Origin of the sequence: Pusillimonas sp. DMV24BSW_D (assembly GCF_011388195.1) — a bacterium.
GTDB lineage: Bacteria > Pseudomonadota > Gammaproteobacteria > Burkholderiales > Burkholderiaceae_B > Neopusillimonas > Neopusillimonas aestuarii.
On record NZ_CP049990.1, the window covers coordinates 1,561,000 to 1,578,034 of the forward strand.

The 17,035-nt window shown below is 52.6% G+C and carries 13 protein-coding genes; 9 read left to right on the top strand and 4 right to left on the bottom strand.

The window, feature by feature from the left end; all coding sequences use genetic code 11:
- Positions 1-66: 66 nt before the first annotated feature.
- From G9Q38_RS07625 to G9Q38_RS07635, 3 genes are read left to right on the top strand one after another with little or no spacing between them, the layout of a single operon-like run.
- Positions 67-1,185, top strand: coding sequence for a sensor histidine kinase (locus G9Q38_RS07625; RefSeq protein ID WP_166129569.1), 1,119 nt, complete (start codon positions 67-69; stop codon positions 1,183-1,185).
- Positions 1,182-1,598, top strand: coding sequence for a response regulator (locus tag G9Q38_RS07630; RefSeq protein ID WP_228276216.1), 417 nt, complete (start codon positions 1,182-1,184; stop codon positions 1,596-1,598). The genes G9Q38_RS07625 and G9Q38_RS07630 overlap by 4 nt, the downstream gene beginning before the upstream one ends.
- Positions 1,549-3,651 carry a hybrid sensor histidine kinase/response regulator gene (locus G9Q38_RS07635; protein ID WP_166129571.1) on the top strand — a complete coding sequence of 701 codons (2,103 nt, stop codon included), beginning with the start codon at positions 1,549-1,551 and terminating at the stop codon, positions 3,649-3,651. Before G9Q38_RS07630 ends, G9Q38_RS07635 begins: the two co-directional genes overlap by 50 nt.
- Here the strand turns inward: G9Q38_RS07635 and G9Q38_RS07640 are convergent.
- The 3 genes from G9Q38_RS07640 to G9Q38_RS07650 all read right to left on the bottom strand — a co-directional run bounded on the left by G9Q38_RS07640 (position 3,648) and on the right by G9Q38_RS07650 (position 7,627).
- Positions 3,648-5,171: a serine hydrolase gene (locus G9Q38_RS07640; protein WP_205962345.1), complete on the bottom strand. Its 1,524-nt coding sequence runs from the start codon at positions 5,169-5,171 to the stop codon at positions 3,648-3,650. The genes G9Q38_RS07635 and G9Q38_RS07640 overlap by 4 nt on opposite strands.
- Positions 5,172-5,253: 82 nt before the next feature.
- Positions 5,254-6,342 (bottom strand): aromatic ring-hydroxylating dioxygenase subunit alpha, encoded by a 1,089-nt coding sequence (locus G9Q38_RS07645; RefSeq protein WP_166129576.1) that lies wholly within the window; start codon positions 6,340-6,342, stop codon positions 5,254-5,256.
- An 85-nt stretch (positions 6,343-6,427) separates the two neighbouring features.
- On the bottom strand, positions 6,428-7,627 hold the full coding sequence (locus tag G9Q38_RS07650) for a 3-hydroxybenzoate 6-monooxygenase (protein ID WP_166129579.1): 1,200 nt from the start codon (positions 7,625-7,627) through the stop codon (positions 6,428-6,430).
- An 88-nt stretch (positions 7,628-7,715) separates the two neighbouring features.
- Here G9Q38_RS07650 and G9Q38_RS07655 point away from each other — a divergent pair, with 88 nt between their 5' ends.
- Both G9Q38_RS07655 and G9Q38_RS07660 read left to right on the top strand, forming a co-directional pair.
- Complete coding sequence (locus tag G9Q38_RS07655) at positions 7,716-8,621, top strand: LysR family transcriptional regulator (protein ID WP_166129581.1); 906 nt, start codon at positions 7,716-7,718, stop codon at positions 8,619-8,621.
- A gap of 90 nt (positions 8,622-8,711) precedes the next feature.
- Positions 8,712-10,592, top strand: coding sequence for a putative bifunctional diguanylate cyclase/phosphodiesterase (locus G9Q38_RS07660; RefSeq protein WP_166129584.1), 1,881 nt, complete (start codon positions 8,712-8,714; stop codon positions 10,590-10,592).
- Positions 10,593-10,662: 70 nt separating this feature from the next.
- On the opposite strand, the gene G9Q38_RS07665 is transcribed toward G9Q38_RS07660, so the two are convergent.
- A complete protein-coding gene (locus G9Q38_RS07665) occupies positions 10,663-11,319 on the bottom strand; it encodes a peroxiredoxin (protein ID WP_166129587.1) in 657 nt (218 codons plus the stop codon).
- A 224-nt stretch (positions 11,320-11,543) separates the two neighbouring features.
- Between G9Q38_RS07665 and G9Q38_RS07670 the strand changes: the two genes are divergently transcribed.
- The 4 genes from G9Q38_RS07670 to G9Q38_RS07685 all read left to right on the top strand — a co-directional run bounded on the left by G9Q38_RS07670 (position 11,544) and on the right by G9Q38_RS07685 (position 17,028).
- Entirely contained in the window at positions 11,544-12,584 is a 1,041-nt protein-coding gene (locus tag G9Q38_RS07670; protein WP_166129589.1) for an MBL fold metallo-hydrolase, read from the top strand.
- A gap of 16 nt (positions 12,585-12,600) precedes the next feature.
- Positions 12,601-13,806 (top strand): thiolase family protein, encoded by a 1,206-nt coding sequence (locus tag G9Q38_RS07675; RefSeq protein WP_166129592.1) that lies wholly within the window; start codon positions 12,601-12,603, stop codon positions 13,804-13,806.
- Between the two features lie 48 nt (positions 13,807-13,854).
- Positions 13,855-15,402: a phytoene desaturase family protein gene (locus tag G9Q38_RS07680; protein ID WP_166129596.1), complete on the top strand. Its 1,548-nt coding sequence runs from the start codon at positions 13,855-13,857 to the stop codon at positions 15,400-15,402.
- Positions 15,403-15,495: 93 nt separating this feature from the next.
- Positions 15,496-17,028 (top strand): ABC transporter substrate-binding protein, encoded by a 1,533-nt coding sequence (locus tag G9Q38_RS07685; protein WP_166129598.1) that lies wholly within the window; start codon positions 15,496-15,498, stop codon positions 17,026-17,028.
- Positions 17,029-17,035: the final 7 nt, after the last annotated feature.

Genomic DNA, 17,035 nt, shown 5'->3' on the forward strand with positions numbered 1-17,035 from the left:
ACGGTGTGAGGAGCGCCGCTCTATATTCAATAATCTTTTTCGGACGATGGGCAGGGCAGGAGAACAATGGCTAATTTCGACGCGCCCGTTCGTAAACGGAAGGGGGCTTTTTCCTCTGCGGTCTTTACCTCCCGGCGTTCGCGGGCGGTTTGGTCGCCACGCTCCCGGGTTTCCACCATCACCTTGGTTTATGCAATGGTGTCCATCGTCTGGATCTATTTTTCAGATTATGCATTGCTCAGTTTTGCCTTGGATCAGGAAACATTGGCACGTTGGAGTGTTTTCAAAGGGTTGGGGTTTGTCGCGGTAACGTCGGCATTACTCTTTTGGTTAATGTGGAAGGCGTTTGGTGCGCTGGAGCAGGCTTATGCGGCACTGCGCGAGCTAAATGGATCGCTTGAGGAGAAGGTGTCCGGTCGTACCCATGAATTGGAAAATGCCCTGAACAGGGCGCGCGATGCAGACCGTTTAAAGTCGGCTTTTCTGGCAACCATGTCACACGAATTACGAACGCCGTTGAATTCTATTATTGGGTTTACCGGCATCGTTTTACAGGGTATGGCCGGCCCGCTGACTCCCGAGCAGCAACGCCAGTTAGGCATGGTGCGCGGGAGCGCACGACATTTGCTTGACCTAATTAACGATGTGCTCGATTTATCAAAAATTGAGGCGGGCCAACTCCAGGTACGCGCTGAGGCCTTCAATATTGCCGATTCAGCTCAGAAAGTAGTCGGTTTGGTTCAGCCGCTGGCGGAACAAAAAGGTTTGCGTTTGCAGATGGAAATTGCGCCCGATGTCGGCAGTATGTATAGCGATCGCCGTAGGGTGGAACAAATTCTTATTAACTTATTAAATAATGCAATTAAATTTACAGACGAAGGCGGCGCTGTTATTCAACTAACCTTGGATCCGGCGTTTCATGTAAACGAGAAGGTGCCGCCATGCCAAGCCCTTCGCATTCAGGTTCATGACACCGGCATTGGCATCAGGCCTGAAGATATCGGTACGTTGTTTCAGCCTTTTAGTCAGGTCGATAATGGGCTCACGCGGGCGCACGAGGGTACCGGTCTGGGCCTGGCAATATGCTCGCGACTCGTTAAGTTGCTTGGAGGAACGATTACGGTACGCAGTGTGTGGTCGGAAGGTACCGTTTTCACAGTGACGCTACCGCTGGAGATGTCATGACCTTATTGCCGTTACAGATACTGATTATTGAAGATAACGAACAAAACCGGTATTTGCTGACTTTCCTTCTCGAAAAGCGCGGTCATACGGTGCAATCCGCGATTGACGGGGCGTCCGGGATACGCAAGGCTCAGCAGTGGCGGCCCGATCTTATTTTGCTTGATATTCAGCTCCCGACCATGCATGGTTATGATGTTGCGGCGGAACTTCGTCGCCACGCGTCAACGGCTCATATTCCCATTGTGGCGGTCACGTCATATGCAATGCCGGGCGACCGTGAGCGGGCGATTGAGTCTGGTTGTGACGGCTATGTTGAAAAGCCGATCGACCCGGATACATTTGTAATGCAGGTTGAAGCGTATTGTGACAGCGCGGAATCAGGAGGCCGGCGTGGCTCAGGCTCTGGTTGTTGACGACAAGGAAGAGAATGTTTATTACCTGCGTGCGCTGCTTGAGGCGGTTGGGCATCAGGTGATGGCGGCTCCCAATGGTGCAGTGGCACTTGAAAAGGCGCAGGCAGCGCCTCCCGATATTGTTATTTCTGATTTGCTGATGCCGCAAATGGACGGCTATGCATTGTTACAAGCCTGGAAAAGCGATCCCCTTTTGCAGGGCATTCCATTTATTGTTTATACCGCAACGTATACCGAACCCGAAGATGAAAAGCTGGCTCGTGATCTTGGTTGCGACGAGTTCTTGCTGAAACCCACTGAGCCCGATGTCTTTTTGTCGGTTATGAATGAAGTGCTTGAGCGTGGATTTGTGACTCGGCCGTCCCATCAGGCGGCATTGGCGCGTTATGAAAATGAGCCCTTATTCAAGTTGTATAGCCATACTCTGGTGCGCAAGCTCGAAGAGAAATCAACCGAACTTGAGCGTGTGAATCGGGTGTTACGGCAGGATATAGAAAGGCGGGAGCGCGCGGAAGCCGCGCTGCGCGAAAGTGAGGAACGCTTTCGCTTGCTTGCCGAAGCAACAACCGACGTGGCTTGGGATTGGGATATCGCCACTAACCGTTACTGGGTCAGCGCGGGTTGGTTTCCGGTTCTGGGGCATCCTGTGCCCGCCGCCGATCAGTTAGGCTCACTTTGGCAGGCGTTGTTGCATCCTGATGATCGTGTTCGGGTACTGGATTCACTTGAGCAAGATTTACAGTCGGATGTGCAGATCCGGTTCGTTAAGTACCGGTTGCGGCATGGTAACGGACATTGGTTGCATGTTGATGATCGCTCGCACATTCTTCGAGACGAGAGCGGCAGAGCGAAACGCGTGGTTGGAGGCCTCACCGACAGGACCCGGCAGATTAGGCTGGAAGAGCAAATACAACGAACACAACGATTGGAGTCGCTTGGTCAGTTAACCGGTGGTGTGGCACACGACTTCAACAATCTTTTAACCGTTATCTTGGGTAATGCTCAGTTGTTGTCGGAAGAAGTGCAGCGCGACCCACGTTTGATTACGCTGGCGAACATGATTCTGCAGGCAGCTGAAAAAGGGGCGGAACTAACCCGTCATTTACTTGCAGTCGCCCGCCGTCAACCACTTGAACCAGAGACTTTGAATGTTGAAACAGTAGTGCGTGGCATGTTGCCGCTGCTAAAGAATGTATTGGGTACGCGAATTCACATCAATTTTGATTTCCCTGCAGACCTGCCCCCTATTCTTGTCGACGCCGGACAGTTGGATAACGCCCTGTTGAATTTGGCTGTTAACGCTCGTGATGCGATGGTTGAGGGAGGCAGTTTTAATATTTCAGCCAGCGCAATACAGGTTGATGATGAAAGCAATGAGTTGGAAATGGATTCGAATCTGGCTCCGGGTCGCTATGTTGTCTTATCGGTGGCCGATACTGGCGCGGGCATTGCCGCAGATGACTTGCCCCATGTATTTGAACCCTTTTTTACAACCAAGGCCGAAGGGCAGGGCTCGGGTCTTGGATTGGCGATGGTCTTTGGCTTTACGCTTCAGTCGGGAGGTCATGTTAGTGTTGAATCGGAACAAGGGCAGGGGGCGAAATTCACCCTCTATTTACCGTGCGCCCAGGGTGACGCAACAACTGGCAAGGCAGCTTCAACCTTAGCTCAAGTTGCGCTAAAAGCCAGGGGAACGGTGATGGTGGTTGAAGACGATGCCGACGTTCGCGCGTACGTGGAAAGCGCACTGAAATCGGCGGGCTATCATGTTTGCCCGGCTCAAACACCTGAACAGGCGCTTGCGTTTTTACGCGCGGGGCAAGAGTGTGATTTATTGTTTACCGATATTTTGATGCCCGGCATGAACGGGCGCGAACTGGTTAAACGCGCGCGTGTCTTAAGGCCTGAGTTGAAAGTTTTGTACACCACGGGTTACGCAGGGCATGACATACATGCTTCGCTGGGTCAGGCCGATCTGGACGACGATGTTTTGCATAAGCCGTACCGCCGCGAAAAGCTGGTGGCGGCGGTAGGGTTGGCTATGCGTGGTTAGTTAACCTGCTGCTGTTTGATCCAGTTACCTTGTTGGTAGCGGTCAAGATAGTTCACGGTAAAGCCCGTTATTGTGCCATTTTCGGTGTGGAATTTAACCGATGAAATAGAGCCGGCGGGTTCATTTTCACTGAATGGCTTCATGGCAAAGGTATTGCCGTCCCAATGGGTTAAAGGGTAGGTTTGTGGCGTTGGCCCCAAAGCTATTTGCAGTTTGCCCTTGTTTAATTGAATGCGTGCCGGGCCAAAATAGTTGTTGTTGAACTGGCCGGTGTATTGATTCAGGGGCAGGGCTGCTTTGGGTTCCGCGGGAGGTGCTTTACCAACTAAATCACCAACAGGGTCGAACATGCCCGACAAAACATGATTGTAGCCTGCATACCAGTCACGTCTGACTTCACCGTAAGAGACAAGGTCGATAAACTCCGCTGCAATCGCTTCGGCTGCGCCGACCGGGCTGGCATTCGTTAAAACAATAATGCCCAGGTCGGCCGATGGCACGATACGAAAATGGGTGCCTGTGCCCAGCAGGAAAGCGCCTGAATGGTTTATCGTCGTGCGTCCATTTGCTTCGATTCCGTAGTCGAAACCAAAGCCGTAGGCGCTGGGGCGCGATATGTCGGTTGCCACTTGGTGGGTAATGGTTTGAATGCTCATGGCAGGAACCAGAGATTCTTGTGATGCAATGGTTTTCCCGTCGAGTTTGCCATTGGCCAGCAAAAATTTCAGCCATTGCGACATATCTTTGATGTTGGATGAAACACCGCCTGCAGGGGCTTGCGCATTGGGGTTGCGTTTGTATAGTGGCTTGAATTCACCCTTGGTTAAAGCATGCAAAGATGCTCGATTCCGGTGCGCGAGGTAGTCTTCGTGTCTTGCACTTGACGCTGTCATACCCAAAGGCAGGAACAAGTCCTTTTCCAATAACGCTTCGTACGGTTGGCCGGCCGCCGCGGCAACGGCCTGACCGGCTGTGGTCGTGCCGAAATTAGCGTACGCGTAAGAAGACCTGAACGGGTTCAGGTCAAGCAGGTGTAATTTGCCAAGGATGTAGTCGCGGTCGTACCCCAAGTCTTCCAGTGCATCACCCGCAGCGAACGGCAGACCGGTACGGTGCGCCATAAAGTCGCCGATGGTTGCGTTTTGAGTGACGTAGGCGTCTTTTAGTTGAAACTTGGGTAAATGCTGAACAACGGGGTCGGCCCAGCTTACCCTCCCTTGCGTTATCTGCGTGGCAATAAGAGAGGCCGTTAATGACTTCGACAAAGAGGCGAGCATGAAGACAGTATCTTCATTCACGGGTTCAGCTTTGCCGACTTCGCGAACGCCAAAACCCTGGCGAAACACAACCTGGTTGTTGTGCACGACCGCGACGGCCAGCCCAGGTATGCCGCTGCGCTCCATAATGCGTTTAACAATTTTGGGTAATGCAGCAATCGCCTGACCTGGGTCTGGTTGTGCCAAGGCGATTACATCATCGCTGGGTGACGCCCCCAGGACCAAGTCCAGGGGGGTGGCCATTGCTGGGGCCGCGGCCCCAGCAAAGATGCTTACAGTTGCAAAAGCGAACGGACGAAAAACGCGACAGAGTTTTTGCATGCGGCTAGGCCTCGGCCGCTTCTGGTTCAGCTTCCTCAAGCAGCGGCAGGGGCTCCAGTACCGTTTTCGGGTCTTTGGCTTCCTTTTGAATTTGCATATCCAGCATTCTGCGCGCCCTTACGGCAGCTTCGTCCAGTCGGATAGCAACGTTGGGGATACTTTCTCCCCCCATTTCATCCAGCTGTTTTTGTTGGATTTCAAGAATAACCTTGTCTTCATTAAAGGTGTCGTCAATGGATTTTTTGATGCCCTGGGTGAGTTTGTCGTCGCCCAGATCAAAGTTGCGGTCAACCGCCCAGAAATAGTGGGTGGATTTTTCCGTTTCGGGGGTGAGCAAGTGCAGAACATGCATGACGTGAGCCTGTGAGCGGTCTTTCTCAACAGGGTATACACCCACGTCGGTCATGTTGATGCCCGGCATCAGGTTAATCGCTGTTTGCCAGCGATTGATCGGGCTACTGCTTTTGAGCACCATTTCGAAGAAAGGGGGAGGATCGATATTCGGCATTTCGCGGTGCGCACGAATGAGGCGATCACCGTTTACCGTCACGTTAAGAGGGTAGTTGGCGATTGACTCTTCTTCTTCATTGCCGATAGTGCGGGTATGCACATAACTTTCATGACTCAGATCAAGCAAGTTATCGTTCATAAGACGAAAGTCGCATTCGAAATGATGGTAACCCAGCGAAGGCGTCCAGCCAGGCGAATCATTCCAGTGAACATCGGGAATCAGGGTGTCGGAGGCCAACTCTGGATCTCCCATCCAGATCCACACAAAACCGTGGCGCAATACAGTTGGAAAACGTTTGACACAGGCTTTTGCCGGAATTTGGGTTTGCCCTGGAATGGTCGTGCATGTGCCTTGGGCATTGAACTTCATGCCGTGATAACCGCATTGGAGTTCGTCGCCAATCCGTTTGCCGACCGATAAGGGCATCAGGCGATGAGGGCAAAGGTCTTGCAAAGCGGTAGTTTCGCCTTCAGACGTGCGATAAATAATGACATTTTCGCCCAGCAACTTACGGTTAATGGTTGTTTCTTCGAGTTCATGCTCAAAGGCGGCAACATACCAGGTGTTTTTCAGCCAAATCATTGTTTGCTCCTCCAACAATTACTTTATTGTTTCATCAAAATGACAGGTTTTTATTGTTCAGGTCGAACTTGCGTTTCCGGATTTTCTAAAAAGCGGGCGAGTTCGATGGATCGTAAAGCCACGCAAGGCTTTCGTAACCTTGGTGGTCCGTTCGCGACTCAAGCATATTATTACGCAATTCACGCGTAACGCCGGCTGCGTGGTAGGCTTCGCCATACAATCGCGCGGTCAGTTGAACACGCCCTGTACGCAAGTAGCGCTTATCCTGGTAGCGTGCGAACGCCTGCTCGAAGTTCTGTGTGTTTCGTAGTTCGCCGGCCAGGCAAACCGCGTCTTCCATGGCCATGGCGGCACCCTGCGCCATATATTGAAGCATGGGGTGGGCGGCGTCGCCAAGCAATGTTACACGGCCCTTCGACCACGTTTTAACCGGCTCCCGATCGCACAACACCCACATCCGCCAGGTTTCAATTTTTGACAGAAGCTCTTTTACCGGTTCGCAGTTGTGTGCAAAGCGGGCGTGCAATTCCTCGGGGTCGGCCTTGGCGTCCCAACCTTCTACATAGCGGTCGCTGTGGAAGACGGCGACCAGGTTGTACAGCGCCCCTTTTCGCAACGGGTAGTGAACCAGGTGGTTGCGTGGGCCGGCCCATAAAACCATATCATTGCGGTACAGATGCTTGGGAACTTCCTCAATGGGAAGAACCGCGCGGTAGGCAATATGGCCTGCAACCCGCGGCGGCCCGTCATTCAAAAGCCGGCTGCGAATGCGCGACCAGAGGCCGTCGCAACCAATGAGCGCTGCGCCGTCAAAAGTGCGATTGTCTTCGGTGGTGACTCTAACGCTATTGCCTGTATCGTCATACTCTGCGACTTTGCAGCCCGTGTGAATCGTCACGTTGTCGTTATTTTCACAGGCTTCAACCAGCGCGCGGTGCAAATCGGCGCGATAAATAACGCCGTAAGGCTTGCCGAACCGATCAATAAAGGCCTGGCCCATTTTCATGCTGGTAACCTGATCGCCGGTCAGGCCGTCCATCATGACCAGATGCTCTGGATAAACAACGCTTTTTTCTATTTCGGCGGTAATACCCAATGCATCGAACATTCTGAACGCGTTGGGCCCTAATTGAATGCCGGCGCCAATTTCCGAGAGTTCATCTGCTTGCTCAAGCAACGATACTGCGTAACCGGCTTTACCTAGCATGATTGCGGCAGCACAGCCGCCGATGCCGCCGCCCACAATAAGAATGGGGGCGTTAGCCGAGTGAGTTGTTTCATTCATATACGGTTTTCTCCTTTATCCCGTATTCTCGGTTGTCGCCTACTCTAATTCAATATAATCAACTTTATACTTTTCATTAGGCGTGGTTATGAAGAAGCTGGCCAATATCGATTTGAAGCTGCTTCAATTGTTCGATGAGATCTGTAAAACGCGAAACTTGTCTCGTGCAGCGGAAAATCTGAATTTGACGCAACCGGCTGTTAGCCTCGCTTTGGGGCGTTTGCGTCAGCATTTTGGTGACCCGTTGTTTGTTCGTGTCGGCGGCAAAATGGTTCCCACGCCTATTGCTGAACAATTACACGAGTTGGTCGCCAATGCAATTGCTTTGCTTGAGGCAACCATGGCCTACCAGCCCCGGTTTGATCCTGCGAATGACGCACGATTGTTTCGCATTGCCATGACCGACGTGGGGCAAATTGTGGTGTTACCGCATATCTTGAACACATTCCGCGATATTGCACCGCATATTCAGGTTGATGTCATCACAATTACCAATGAAATTGCCGATCAGCTCCAGCATGGAGATGTTGATTTGGCATTGGGATTCGTGCCCGATCTTGACGGACGGTATGTTCAGCAAAAGTTGTTTGAAGACGGGTTCGCCTGTTTGGTACGCGAAGATCATCCGCGGGTTAAAGAGGCACTGACTGTTCGAAGTTTTCAGGATGAGGAGCACGTGATTGTGAAAACGTCCGGCACCGGCCATCTGATCATTGAGCATAATCTCCAGCAGCAGGGCCTGAATCGCAAAGTAGGCGTTCAGGTGCCCAATTTCATCGGCGTGGCAACGGTCGTGGGCAGTTCCAACCTAATCGCTACGTTGCCAGGCCGCGCAGCCAAGTTGCTCGCGCGTGCGCACGATGTTCGTGTCATGAAATTACCTGTCGACATGCCGTCGTATTACGTGCGGCAAAGCTGGCATGAGCGTATGCAGCACGACCCGGCCCATAAGTGGTTGCGCAAAAAGGTTGCGGAGATTTTCGGTTCTAACTAGTTGTTGTTGGTACAAACGCTAATCGGGGTCGGCGTTGCCGTTGCACGCGCTTGGTGTATGCTGGCAATGCCCTGTTTCAGTTGACCCTAAATGTTGCTCATCGATCTCATCTATAACATTAGTCTGCTGCTTTCCCTGATGGTTTTTTATCAGGTTGTGGTGTCACGCAACAAGCGTGAAAAGGTGTCGCGCAAGGTTATTTTAGGGTTGTTGTTGGGTGCGGTCGCCGTGGTGGGCATGTTGGCTCCCCTGGAGTACGGCGAAGGCATTATTTTCGATGGCCGCTCTATTGTGTTGTTTATAGCGGGCCTTTTTGGCGGGCCTGTGTCCGCTGGGGTGTCGGCGTTACTGGTGGGAGCCTATCGTATTTGGTTGGGTGGTGCCGGCATGCCGGTTGGGGTTGCCACAATTGTCATGTCGGCGGGAATCGGCGTTATTTTCTACTATTTCCGACAGCGATACGGCAGTTTAACGGCCGTCCAGGCATTCGGTGCGGGGCTGGCGGTGCATTTGTTCATGCTGCTCTTGTTTCTGTTGCTTCCCAATGGGGTAGGGTTTGCGATTGTTGAACAGATCTGGCTAACCGTTTTATTGGCTTACCCTGCGGGCACGGCAGCGGTGTGTCTTTTGTTTCAGGATTACGAGGAACAGGAGAAGACCCGGGAGAATCTGAAATGGTTGGCCTATTACGATGCGCTTACTACGTTACCCAATCGCCATTATCTGGCTGAGCAAGTCGACAATGCCTTGTCGCTGTGTTTAGGTTCAGGGGAAAAAGGTGCTGTATTACTGATTCATCTCGATCGGTTTTCGCGGCTGAACGATGCCAGGGGCTACGACGTGGGCGATCGTTTGTTGCAGGAAGTGGCCCGCCGGTTGAAAGAGACGCTGGGGCAAAATGGTACGTTGGCGCGCATGTCCGGCGGCGATTTTTTTGTTTTGCTGAACGAAAATTTTGCATCGGATTCCCAGTTGGAGCAGGTAGTGACTGACTGGATTACGCGTATCAGAGCGGAATTGCGAACACCGGTTGAACTCGACGATCTGAAGATACCGGTTTTTGTGAGCATTGGGGTGACGTTTTTTCCGCACGACCGCTTCGATACGCCGGTTCAAGTGTTGAAACGCTCCGATATTGCCATGCACCGGGCCAAGTGGAAAGGCGGCAATCAAAGTATCTTTTATGAACAGTCCATGTCGGTAGTGGCGGAGCAACAGTTTCAAATCGAGCGCGAATTGCGCGTTGCTATTGCCGATAATCAACTACGCCTGTATTTTCAATCGCAAGTTAACACCAAAGGCAACGTGGTTGGTGCCGAAACGTTTGTACGCTGGCTGCACCCTGAGCGCGGGCTGATCTCGCCAGGCGTGTTTATCCCAATCGCGGAAGAAACCGATTTAATCGTTGAATTGGGAGAGTGGGTGTTGCACGGGGCGTGCGAAATACTGGCCAAAGATTCAAATGGCTTAATTCCGGGGCGATTGGCGGTCAATATTAGCCCGCGTCATTTCATGCACCCTGGCTTTCTCGCGTCGGTTCAGCATATCCTGCAGGCAACCGGCGCGAACCCCGCACGGCTGACTTTTGAAGTAACAGAATCATTGTGGATCCATGATCTGGTCGATGTAACCGAAAAAATGCGCACGTTAACAAAGCTTGGCATTCATTTTTCCCTGGACGATTTCGGCACCGGCTATTCCTCATTGACTTACATTAAGCATTTACCAATACACGAGCTGAAAATCGACAAAACATTTGTTCAGGATGCACCCAATGCAAAAGATAGCGCCGCGCTTGTTGAGTCGATTCTGGCGGTTGCATACCATATGAATCTGCAGGTTGTTGCCGAGGGGGTGGAAACACATGAACAGGCTGATTTCCTGAGTGCCCGGGGTGATGTGGTGTATCAGGGGTATTTGTTTTGCAGGCCCGAGCCTTTCGAACAATGGGTAAAACAACTGGCTAAATAAGAAAAAACCCCGCTTAACCGATATGGGTTGAGCGGGGCTCGGAATGTATAAGTTACTGAATTAGTTGAACTTATTTTTTCGGTGCTTTGGCATAGCGCAGGTAAGGCAACTTAATGTCCAGCTCACCGAATTTTTCACGGGCCTGGTCGTCTTTTAGGCTCAGGGCAACGATAACGTCCTGACCGGGTGTCCAGTTGGCGGGAGTGGCAATAGGTACCCCGTCGGTAGCCTGAACGGCATCCAGTGCGCGCAGAATTTCGGCAAAATTGCGGCCGACCGACATAGGATAAGACATCGTCAGGCGTACTTTTTTGTCGGGGCCGATAATAAACACAGTGCGAACTGTTGCGCTGTCGGCCGGCGTGCGCCCGTCGGGCAAATAGGCGTCGGCAGGCAGCATGTTGTAGAGCTTGGAGACTTCCAAAGACGTGTCGTCGATAATGGGGAAGTTGGCCGGTGCTCCCGCCACTTTTTCGATGTCGCGTTTCCATTTCTGGTGGTCGTCAACGCTGTCTACTGAAACACCCAACACTTTCGTGTTGCGCTTTTCGAACTCGGGTGCCAATTGGGCAACCGCGCCGAATTCCGTGGTGCAGACGGGGGTGAAATCTTTGGGGTGTGAGAACAGAATCGCGTAGCTGTCGCCGATCCAGTCGTGTAGTGTGATTTTGCCGGCGGTTGAGTCGACGGTGAAATTGGGAGCAACGTCGTTAATACGTAATGACATGGTTTAACCTCTTTCTTGAAAATGGACTGCTTTAAATTGTTATCCGGTTCAGATTCATCCGGTGTCGCACTACTCATTAATACTAGCGCAAATAATTCGGGTTTTCCATAGGTTGTCTGGGTAAATATCCAACCCGGTATTGATAAGCATCAAGCATCGCGCCTTTACTGTCAACGAAGCTTGGGTAATATGGTTATCTGGTAATTTATTTATAGGGTGTCGTTATGATTTTTCGCCAGTTATTCGACAACACATCTTCAACCTATACTTATTTGCTCGCAGATGAAACTCACCGGCAGGCGATGCTGATTGATCCGGTATTTGGGCAAGTGCGTCGTGATTTGGCACTGATTCGGGAACTGGGTTTGACGTTGGTGCTTGTTGCGGACACGCATGCGCATGCGGATCACATTACGGCGGCATGGTTGCTCAGACAGAAAACAGGGTGTCGGATTGCATCAGCGAAGGTGATTAATGCCGATCATACCGACGTGGCGCTGGAGGAGGGCGAGGAGTTTGGGGTAAAGGGTGTTCGGTTAAAGGCGATCTCAACACCGGGTCATACCGACGGTTGCATGAGCTTTATTCTAGAAGACGAGTCAATGGTCTTTACTGGTGACACGCTTCTGATTCGTGGATGCGGGCGCAGTGATTTTCAGCAGGGTAGTGCACATCGCTTGTACCACTCAATTACCGGCAAGTTGTTTGCTTTACCCGATCCCTGCCTGGTGTATCCTGCGCACGACTATCAGGGCCGCACAGTCAGCACGATCGGCGAAGAAAAAGCGTTCAACGCGCGCGTTGGTGCAGGGGCCAGCGAAACGGATTTTGTTGAATATATGAATGCAATGAAATTACCGCATCCGAAATTAATTGACGAAGCTGTGCCGGCCAATTTGCGCAGTGGCCGTCCAGAGAACGGTAAACTCCCGGAGGAACCGGGTTGGGGCGATATCCGTATTACCTACGCCGGCGTACCTGAAATTGATGAGGAGTGGCTGGAGCAGCATTTGGGCGAGGTCACGGTGCTCGACGTGCGGCTGGATGATGAGGTGAAAGACAATCCTCAGTCCAGGCGTTTGGTTGATGTGCACATTCCGTTGAACCAGTTGCGTGACCGTCTCGAAGAAATTCCGCGAGATAAACCGGTGGTTGCCATGTGCCGGTCGGGCCGGCGTTCTTCGTTGGCCGTGTCGATTTTGAAAGATGCCGGGTTTGAAAAAGTAGCAAGCTTGAGTCGGGGTTTTGTCACCAGTATCCCGTAAATTTTGGAGTTAATTTATGTCAGAAATTGAAATCCCTTATGGTGCTTATTGGTCGACGCCGTTTGCCCGGTGGCAAGGTAGTTTGTCGCATTTGCATAGTTTGAAATTTGCGGCGCATGTTGCAAAAGATGCGTTGAAGCGACGGCAGGTCGACCCGGAAAGTTTCGACTTTGCGGCCTTGGGCATGTCGGTACCACAAAAAGGGTCTTTCTATGGCTTGCCTTGGCTTGCAGGTGAAATGGGTATACCCCACCTTGCCGGCCCTACCATTAGCCAGGCTTGCGCAACCGGCGTGCGGCTATTGCAAACGGTGGCGTCAACCATCCGCGAAGGCGACTCACAGGTGGCGCTGGCCATTGCTTGCGACCGCATATCGAATGGGCCGCATATTTATTATCCCGCACCCCAAGGGCCTGGTGGAACGGGAGATCATGAAAATTGGGTGCTCGATAGTTTCAACTGGGATCCCTACACCGGTGTCAATATGGTAACCACCGCGGAAAACGTTGCCAAAGAATATGGTTTCACCACCGACGAGCAAAATGAACTGACACTCATCCGTTATGCGCAGTATGAAAATGCGTTAAAGGACGACAGTGCATTCTTGCGCCGCTTCATGGACCTGCCTTTCAGTGTGCCCGATGCCCGGTTCAGAAAAGAGCAAACAGTGCTTTCGGGAGATGAGGGCATTTTCCCCACGACACGTGAAGGGTTAGCCAAGTTAAAGCCGGTTATGGAAGGCGGGACGGTTACATTTGGCGGCCAAACGCACCCGGCCGACGGCAACGCCGGCATTGTGCTGACGAATGCTGACCAGGCGAAGGCGTTATCGCGTGACCCAGGCATTAAAGTTAGTATTGTGTCGTTTGGGCAGGCACGGGTAAAAGCGGCTCATATGCCGGCGGCAACCATTCCCGCAGCGCGCCGGGCGTTGCAAGCCGCCAACCTGACAGTGAACGATCTAACCGCCATCAAAACGCATAATCCTTTTGCGGTAAATGACCTGGTGCTGGCTAAAGAGCTAGGGTTGTCGCTTGAAGGCTTTAACGATTATGGTTGCTCGTTGGTCTGGGGGCATCCCCAGTCGCCCATGGGGCTGCGCGCGGTTATCGAGTTGATTGAAATGCTGGTGATCAAGGGGGGCGGGTACGGAATGTTCGTGGGTTGTGCGGCGGGCGATTCCGCGATGGCGATTGTGATTAAGGTGGAAGACCGCGCTTAATATTTTCAAGGTTGGGCCCGTTTGAGGTTTTAACGATCAGGAGCACAAATGAAAGTCGTTGTAATTGGCTCGGGAATTAACGGCTTGGTCGCAGCAGCAGAGCTGGCTCTGGCCGGCCATGAAGTAACCGTACTTGAGCGTTTGGATCGTCCGGGCGGTGCGGTACGTACAGAAGAACTGACATTACCCGGGTTTCGCCACGACGTGGCGGCTATGAATTTATCCATGTTTGCCGGGTCGGGCTTTCATAAGAGCCATGCGGAAACACTGGCTATGCACGGTTTGGAGTTTGTGCCGGTTAACCGCCCGTTTGCGTCTGTGTTCCCCAACGGCGACTACTTCGGTGTATCAACCGACATTGAAGAAACGTTAGCCACAATTCCCAACGCGCAGGACAAAGCCGCGTGGAAGGCTGGGCTTGCGTCGTTTCCGGCCAATGCGGGTGCCTTGGTGGCTTTGCTTTCGGCCAGGATGTCCAAGCGGGGGCTGACAAAAGCCGGATGGCAGATCTTTCGCAGCCTTGGGCTTGCCGGCTTGTTTGAGCTTAAACGTTTAATTGTGTCTTCTCCCCGAAATTGGGTGGAGCAAACTTTCTCCGACCCGCGTCTGCATGCGGCACTGTCAACTTGGGGTTTGCACCTTGATTTTGCGCCGGATATTTCCGGTGGAGCGATATTTCCCTACCTGGAAAGTTTTGGCGGTCAGGCGATGGGTATGGTCATAGGCAAAGGCGGAGCTGATACGGTTACGCGTTCGCTCATCAAGCTGATTGAGTCGCGTGGTGGGCAGGTGCGTTGTGATGCTGAGGTCGCCTCCATTACAGTTGCAAGCGGTCATGCCCGAGGCGTTCAACTGACAAATGGGGAAACGGTGCAGGCCGACCGCGTTTTGGCTAACGTGGCACCGCGCGCGCTATTGAACATGCTGTCCGACCATAGCGGCGATGCACGATTCGATCAGGGTATGAAGGCCTTTCGACACGCGCCCGGCACGATGATGATTCATTTAGCCTTGTCCGACTTGCCTGCCTGGCAGGCGGAAGCGTTGCGTCAATTCGCGTATGTCCATATCGGCCCGTCTATCGACGTATTGGCGCAAACCTATCAGCAGGCAATGGCGGGGTTGTTGCCCAGCCAGCCTGTGCTGGTAGTGGGGCAACCCACGGTTTACGACGCGTCCAGGGCGCCAGAGGGTAAACATGTGCTGTGGGTGCAGGTACGCTGTTTGCCGGCACAGGTGGTGGGTGATGCAGCCGGTATCATTCAGGGCCGTGCGTGGGGCGACATAAAAGAGGCCTACGCCGATCGCGTCATACAACAAGTTGAACAATACGCACCGGGTTTGTCCGGTCTGATATTGAAGCGTCATGTGGTTTCGCCCCTTGACCTGGAGTCGGAAAATCCGAATCTCGTGGGCGGCGATCAAATTTGCGGGTCACACCATTTGTTCCAGAATTTTCTCTTTCGCCCGGTGCTGGGTTTTGCCGATGGGCACACCCCGGTGAAAGGGCTGCATATGGTGGGGGCGGCAGTGTGGCCGGGTGCAGGCACCGGGGCGGGTTCCGGATATATGGTGGCGCAAGATTTGCGGGGATGATTTGGGGTTAATACCAGTGGGTATTTCAACCTTCAAACATTAATATGAAAAGTAAATCGTCACTTACTTAAGTACTAAAAAAGGGAACCCACCATGAAGCAAACCCGACGCGACTTTTTGCAGTTCAGCATGACAGCGGCCGGTATCTCGGCACTTGGTATGCCCGCCTTTGCACAGAATGGCGGTAAAGACCTTGTTATTGCGTACAACACAGGGCTGCCCAGTTGGGATCCAACCACCGGCCCGTCGGCGGTAAATCCGAAACTGCAGGCTTTGTATCTGTCGGTTTTCGATCGCTTTATCCAGCAAGAGCCCGACCTGAGCTTTTCCCCCGGCTTGCTCACCGAATGGGGCTTTACCGACGACAACAAGAAAGTTCGTATGGTGGTGCGAGAAGGGGTCAAATGGCACGACGGCTCCGACTTTACGGCCGAAGACGTCGCCTGGTCATTGGAACGCGCCGGCGACCCCGCCACCGGAAATCCCGGCCAGTTTGTCTGGAAGAATCTGGCCAACTTTAAAGTAGACGGCAATGTCGTGACCGCCGACGTGGTGCAATTTGAACCCACAATTTTCAAATGGATGGCGTTCCTTACCGGCTATGTTTTGCCTAAGGCGTATTACGAGAAAGTGGGGGCGGAAGGCTTTGAAAAAGCACCGATTGGCACAGGGCCTTACAAGCTCGATGCTTACGAGCGAGGTGCTTACATGCGTTTGGTGGCAAATGAAGACTACTGGGGGGGCAAGCCCGCGTTCGAGACGGTCACCATTAAATTCGTGCCCGATGCAGCCAGTCGCGTTGCGGAAATCGAATCGGGTAACGCCCAGGTCACGATGGAAATCCCCTATGAAGAATTTGACCGCCTGAAGCAAGAGCCAGGTCTGAAGGGCGAGGCCTTCCCTATTGCCGACGTGGGTATGATCTTCCTGAACGATGTAGGCCCCATGCTCGATAAAAACGTTCGCCTGGCGGCGCATCATGCGATTGATAAGCAATTAATTATCGATCGTTTGCTGCGTGGTTACGGCGTTCCGTTGGCCACGTTGGAGGCACCTGAGTACGATGCTTTCGATCCGAACCTGAAAATGGAGTACAACCCGGAAAAAGCCAAAGAGTTGCTGGCAGCCTCGGGTTACTCCACCGATAACCCGGTGAAATTCACCATCCAGACCACGCGTGGTTTCAAACCCAAAGACTACGAAATGATTCAGGCTATCGTGGGGATGTGGCGTAAGGTGGGTATCGAGGCCGATATCGAAATTTACGAAATTGCCAAGCATTTTGAATTACGTGCCGCCGACCAACTGGCTCCCGCTGCGTTCTATAACTGGGGTAACGCTATTGGTGATCCCACCACGTCAACCGGTCATGCCATGTTCGGTCCGTCGCCACACTCGGTATGGGATACGCCCGACCTCATCGAAAAGATCGGGCCCTTGTGGGCGGAACCTGATGAAGCCAAACGAATCCAGGGCTGGAAAGATGTCAGTGCCTACATTTTGGAGAACGGTTACGTCATTCCGATTTTGCAGTACGTGCTGCCGGTTATTCATTCCGATAAGGTCGTGGTGCCGCCCACCGCAACGGGTGATGTCACACCCGCTTCCATGAAGCCGGCGTCTTAAGGTAATA